We start from the raw sequence: 5686 nt of genomic DNA on the forward strand, positions 1-5686 counted from the left end.
TATGGTTCTATATGTTCTGGCGGAAGATATGATAATTTGGCTGAAAAATATACAAAATCTGTACTTCCGGGTGTTGGAATATCGATTGGGCTTACGAGACTATTTTTTGTTCTTTCAGAAATAGGATTTTTTGAAGAATATGCTGAAGATAGAGGGGTAGAATATCTAATATTATTTGAAGGAGAAACTTTAGAATTTGCAGGAGAGATATCAAAAAAATTACAAAGTGAGGGTTTTAGCTCTTGTCTGTATTTCGAAAAACAAAGCCTTAAGAAAAAAATGAATTATGCGAATAAAATTGGCGCGAAAAAAATTATTTTTGTTGATGAAAACATGATGAATGAGGGTGAGTTTAAAATAAAAGATATGCTTACAGGAGAGGAGACGATTCAGAGCTTTATCAATGGGTAATAAAAACCTAGGAGGTGGAGCGGAATGTATGCACAAGTGATTGAACATTTTGGCTGTGCTAAGGTATTTGAAGCGAAAACATTGGAAAGACCAAAACCAAATAGCGGAGAAATTTTGATAAGGGTAAAGGCCACTAGCTTGAATCCCATAGATATAAAGATACGATCAGGAGTGGTGCCTTCAATTTCACCTAAACTTCCAGCAGTACTTCATGGCGATGTCTCTGGTGTAGTAGAGGAGATAGGTGAAGGCGTAGCTCAATTCAAACTAGGAGATAGGGTCTTCGGATATATTGGAGGGGTCAAAGGTACTCATGGAACACTTGCAGAATATACTGTAGCAGATGCAAGGCTTTTGGCAAAAATACCAGAAGGTGTTACATTTGATGAAGCTGCACTCTATCCGCTAGTATCACTAACTGCATGGGAAGCTATCATTGAGAGAATGCAGATAAATTCTGGAGATAGTATTTTGATACATGGCGGTGTTGGAGGTGTTGGACATATTGCAATACAGCTTGCGAAAATGAAAGGGGCAAAAGTCTACACTACAGTTAGCAAGGACAATAGAGCTCTAGCTAATTCATTTGGAGCAGATGTTGCGATAGATTATTCTGTTATGACTCCTAGCGAATATAAAGAAATTTATACAAATGACGAGGGGTTTGATTTTGTATTTGATACGATTGGAGGAGTTCATTTAGAAAAATCATTTGAGGTGGTTAAACCAGGAGGTACTATTATAACTACTGTAGCTAGAGGGAATCATAATCTTTCGCTCGTTCATAGAAAGGCTCTTACACTTAGTGCAGTGTTTACATGTTTGCCACTTTTAGACAATTATAGTAGAGAAAAACAAGGTCAGCATATGAGAAGGATTGCTGAGCTCATAGAACAGAGTAAGCTAAAAGTTTTTAGAGATAAAACTCAGTTTACACTTGAAGAGATTTCAAAAGCGCATGAATACATGGAATCTAGGAAGCATAGAGGAAAAATATCCATAATTATTTAGTCTTTTTACAATCGGTAACATATGTTACCGATTTATTAGGGCTTTTTATATAGAATTAGCTTAGAAAAAATAAAAATATGGAGGGATTTCTATTATGAGTATGTTTTGTTATCAATGTCAAGAAACAGCAAAAAACACAGGTTGTACGGTGAGGGGAGTCTGTGGTAAGACTGCTGAAGTTGCAAATTTACAGGACCTTTTGATATATATGTGTAAAGGTCTAAGTGAAGATTTAGTTCAGCTTAGAAAAAAAGATGTAGATTCACTTGCTGCAGATAGATTTATAGTAGAGAGTTTATTTATGACTATAACTAATGCAAATTTTGCTAGGGATAGATTTGAAGAACAAATAAGAAAAGGCTATGGAATTCGAAATACCTTAAGAGAACTTGCAAGCAAACATGGTGTGGTATTAGAAGAGCACAAAGATGCACAAACTTTTGTAGTTGAAACAAGCGAAGAAATGGACAAAAAAGCTGAGTCTGTTGGAGTACTTAGAACGGAAAATGAAGATGTGAGATCCCTTAGAGAACTTATAACTTATGGAGTTAAGGGAATGGCGGCTTATGGACATCATGCTGAAATGCTCGGTCATGAAGATAGAGAAATATATGCATTTATGCAAGGCGCACTAGCAGCGACTCTAGATGATGGACTTAGCGGTGATGATTTGGTTGCACTTACACTTAAGACTGGTGAATTTGGTGTAAAAGTGATGGCACTTTTAGATGGGGCAAATACATCTACTTATGGAAATCCTGAAATGACTAAGGTCAATATTGGCGTTAGAAATAACCCTGCTATACTAATTTCAGGCCATGATTTAAAAGATATGGAAGAACTTTTAAAACAAACAGAAGGAACTGGTGTAGATGTGTACACTCATAGTGAGATGCTTCCTGCAAATTACTATCCAGCATTTAAAAAATACGATCATTTTGTTGGAAACTATGGAAATGCATGGTGGAAACAAGATAAAGAATTTGCAAGTTTCAATGGTCCAATTTTGATGACGACAAATTGTATAGTACCTCCAAAGGATAGCTATAGAGACAGGATTTTTACAACAGGTGCTGTTGGATTTGATGGATTGAAATATATTCCAGATAGAAAAGATGGCAATGCAAAAGATTTCAGTGAGATTATAGAACTTGCAAAAAAATGTGAATCGCCAACTGAGATTGAAAATGGTGAAATCATAGGTGGATTTGCACATCATCAAGTTATGGCACTAGCTGATAAAGTAGTGGATGCAGTTAAGAGCGGAGCTATAAAGAAATTTGTTGTAATGGCAGGCTGTGATGCTAGAATGAAGAGCAGATCTTACTATACAGAATTTGCAGAAAAACTACCTAAAGATACAGTTATACTTACAGCAGGATGTGCGAAGTATAGATACAATAAACTTAATTTAGGTGATATAGGAGGCATTCCAAGAGTTCTAGATGCAGGACAGTGTAATGACTCATACTCACTAGCAGTTATAGCACTTAAATTGAAAGAAGTATTTGAGTTAAATGATATAAATGAGCTTCCAATTATATACAATATTGCTTGGTATGAGCAAAAAGCGGTAATTGTATTACTTGCACTATTGTCACTTGGAGTTAAAGATATCCACTTAGGACCAACACTTCCTGGATTCTTATCACCAAATGTTGCAAAAGTACTTGTTGATAATTTTGGAATTGCTGGAATTCAAAGCGTAGAAGATGATTTAGATTTGTTTTTTAAATAGGATTTAGTGAAAGAAGCTATCGAGTGTTTGATAGCTTCTTTTTTGCAAAAAATCTAAAAATTTTGTGTTATACTATCAATCGTGATATGATGAATGCCGATGATATACTATAGGAAATTATATTTTGAGAGGGTCGATGATTTATGACGTACTTTGCTAAAAATTTGGGTATACTTGTAATGCTTGCCTTGCTTGCAGCTTGCAGACCAACTGATATTAACAATATAAATGATGATTCATATATTGAAATAGACAATTTTTTTCAAAAGGATAAAGAAATATTGAAAGAATTCGACTTATTGATAGAACATGAGGCAGATTTAAAGATAATAGAAAATTATGCTGTGGCAAATGCAAGTAAAATGACAGCTATTGGAGCAGATGCACTGGTAGAAACGCTTATTCAAGAAATACTTAAAGATGGAGAAAGTGTTGACTATAGCGAAATAGTTAAGAACTATGGAGCTTATTTGTCAAATAGTTATGGAGCTTACTTGAAATTGCAAAGAGATGAGTATAATGAAAGATTAGAGAGCGAGAGAGTTCTTTTAGTGAGCTGGGAAGATCTAGGCAGGAGAATAGTAAATCATGAAAAATATCTCAAAGAACATGTGATATCAGATTATTATGATCAGGTGAAGGATAGATATTACTATTTGATTTCTGTATATGTATACGGACTTAATAATACGCCTGTAGCAGATTACGAAGGATATTTATTTGATGACATAAAGATAAAGTATATAGAGTTTATGAAGCACGGAGATGATTCTGAGTTTAAAAAGTTTTTGGCGGAGTACATTGAGATTCTAAAAGAAAGCGATTGGAAGATTGAATCCGAAAGAGTTTCTAGATATTTGGCCAAACAATATGAAGTTTTTAGAGCTAAGTGGTGATAAAAAAGGAGAGAAAAATGTATACTGGATTAGATTTGATGGAAAAGCTCATCTTACAAGCTAAGTGGAGAAAGCAAATATGGGCGAATTTGAAAAAGAAAGAAAAAGATGTTGGGAAAAAAATACTACTTAAAATGCTTAGGGACAAAACGAGTAGAGATATAACATATTATGAGCAATTGACAGTGCAGATGAAAACACAAGAAGCTGAAATCATAGATTTCTTTATTTATGACAAAGTTGCATCTTTGATGAATCAATACAAGGCTAGGATTGAGAGTATACCTCAGCTCAAAACAAAGAATGAGATAATTAACTTTGCAATAGAATTAGAAGAGGGAATGATTGCGTTACTTTTGGATATTCAGGGTCGTTTAGTTCAGAAGAGCGAAGCTGAAGATACTAGAATCTACAAATTGCTGTTGGAGATGATAGATCAAAAATCCAAATATGTAGATGAGTTAAAGCGATTTACAAGAATAAAAGCTCAGTAAAACAGTTTGAAAACTATTTTACTGAGCTTTTTTATCATACTAAGTTCGTCTATTTAGGAAAGATATCATCAGAAATTTTTAGGAAAACTTCTAAAATATCAGGATCAAAAGCCTTTCCAGATTCAGAAACCATAATAGACATTACTTTTTCAAAGGGCATTGCATTTCTATAGGCTCTGTCAGAGCTAATTGCGTCAAATACATCAGCTATTGCAAGTATGCGAGCTCCTAGTGGAATATTATTTCCAAAAATACCTGTAGGATAACCAGAACCATCAAATTTTTCGTGGTGGTATAAAACCATGTGTTTTACGTCTCCAAATATGGATGCAGTATTTAATATAGCATAACCTTTTTCAGAATGTGATTTAATTATGATGTATTCACTATCATCTAATTTTCCAGGTTTATTTAAGATATGGTGTGGTATTCCTATTTTACCTATATCGTGTAATAATCCAGCCAATCGAAGGTGTTCTATGTCGATGTCATAGTCACCAGCTTTAGCTATTTCAACTGCAAATTCAGCTACTCTTTCAGCGTGCCCTTTCGTATAAGGATCATTTACTTCCATAGCTTTTGCAACGACTTCTATAGATTCAATATAATGATTTTCAATAGAGTCTAAGTGATCATTTATTTCTGTTGTAAGTCTGTTTATAGATCTACTTAGATTTACGGCTTCAAACCCACCCTTTTCTTGGAGCTTTAGATTATATTGCTGAGTAGATGCTATTATATTTATATCGTCAATTATTTTAACTAGCCTTTTATTCCAAACATTCATTTGTACCGCAAAAATTGAAACTGCTATTACTACGCAAATTACGATTATAGTGAATATTGTTTTTGCTGATTTGGAAAATAATTTTATAAACGAGCTTATATCATATTCAAGATGAATATAAGCAATGTCTTCAATACCATTGTAAACTGGAGCATCAAACTTTAAAATGCCACTAGTTGAATCGAAAGAAGATTTTAATTCTTTATCGCTTATACTTATTGAAAGTAAATGCTGAGAATCTATATAATCATTTAGATTTGAAATTGTTAAATTATCAAATGACCTAGCTAAGATAAAAATGCCAGATTTAGCTACTGCATCGTTATTTGATATATACGTACCACTTAAA

6 protein-coding genes are annotated in these 5686 nt (G+C 33.7%); 5 read left to right on the plus strand and 1 reads right to left on the minus strand.

Features of this window, described 5'->3' with window-relative positions:
• The 5 genes from N4A40_09135 to N4A40_09155 form a co-directional block, all read left to right on the plus strand.
• Positions 1-411, plus strand: a 411-nt coding sequence (locus tag N4A40_09135; protein MCT4662009.1) for a His/Gly/Thr/Pro-type tRNA ligase C-terminal domain-containing protein, incomplete at its 5' end; no start/stop codon positions are given.
• Positions 412-435: 24 nt separating this feature from the next.
• Positions 436-1422, plus strand: coding sequence for a zinc-binding dehydrogenase (locus N4A40_09140; protein ID MCT4662010.1), 987 nt, complete (start codon positions 436-438; stop codon positions 1420-1422).
• A gap of 94 nt (positions 1423-1516) precedes the next feature.
• Positions 1517-3160: a hydroxylamine reductase gene (hcp, locus tag N4A40_09145; GenBank protein MCT4662011.1), complete on the plus strand. Its 1644-nt coding sequence runs from the start codon at positions 1517-1519 to the stop codon at positions 3158-3160.
• 143 nt (positions 3161-3303) lie between these two features.
• The gene (locus tag N4A40_09150) at positions 3304-4056 is read left to right on the plus strand and encodes a hypothetical protein (GenBank protein ID MCT4662012.1); all 753 of its coding nucleotides are present in this window, start codon (positions 3304-3306) and stop codon (positions 4054-4056) included.
• A 17-nt stretch (positions 4057-4073) separates the two neighbouring features.
• Positions 4074-4550 carry a hypothetical protein gene (locus tag N4A40_09155; GenBank protein ID MCT4662013.1) on the plus strand — a complete coding sequence of 159 codons (477 nt, stop codon included), beginning with the start codon at positions 4074-4076 and terminating at the stop codon, positions 4548-4550.
• Positions 4551-4599: 49 nt separating this feature from the next.
• On the opposite strand, the gene N4A40_09160 is transcribed toward N4A40_09155, so the two are convergent.
• A partial coding sequence (locus N4A40_09160) for an HD-GYP domain-containing protein (GenBank protein ID MCT4662014.1) occupies positions 4600-5686 on the minus strand: 1087 nt, incomplete at its 5' end.

The organism is Tissierellales bacterium (assembly GCA_025210965.1).
In the GTDB taxonomy this organism is placed as follows: Bacteria; Bacillota; Clostridia; order Tissierellales; family JAOAQY01; genus JAOAQY01.

Coding starts and splice junctions, on each gene's coding strand:
- N4A40_09140 (MCT4662010.1), top strand. CDS start 436: ATGTATGCACAAGTGATTGAACATTTTGGCTGTGCTAAGGTATTTGAA.
- hcp (MCT4662011.1), top strand. CDS start 1,517: ATGAGTATGTTTTGTTATCAATGTCAAGAAACAGCAAAAAACACAGGT.
- N4A40_09150 (MCT4662012.1), top strand. CDS start 3,304: ATGACGTACTTTGCTAAAAATTTGGGTATACTTGTAATGCTTGCCTTG.
- N4A40_09155 (MCT4662013.1), top strand. CDS start 4,074: ATGTATACTGGATTAGATTTGATGGAAAAGCTCATCTTACAAGCTAAG.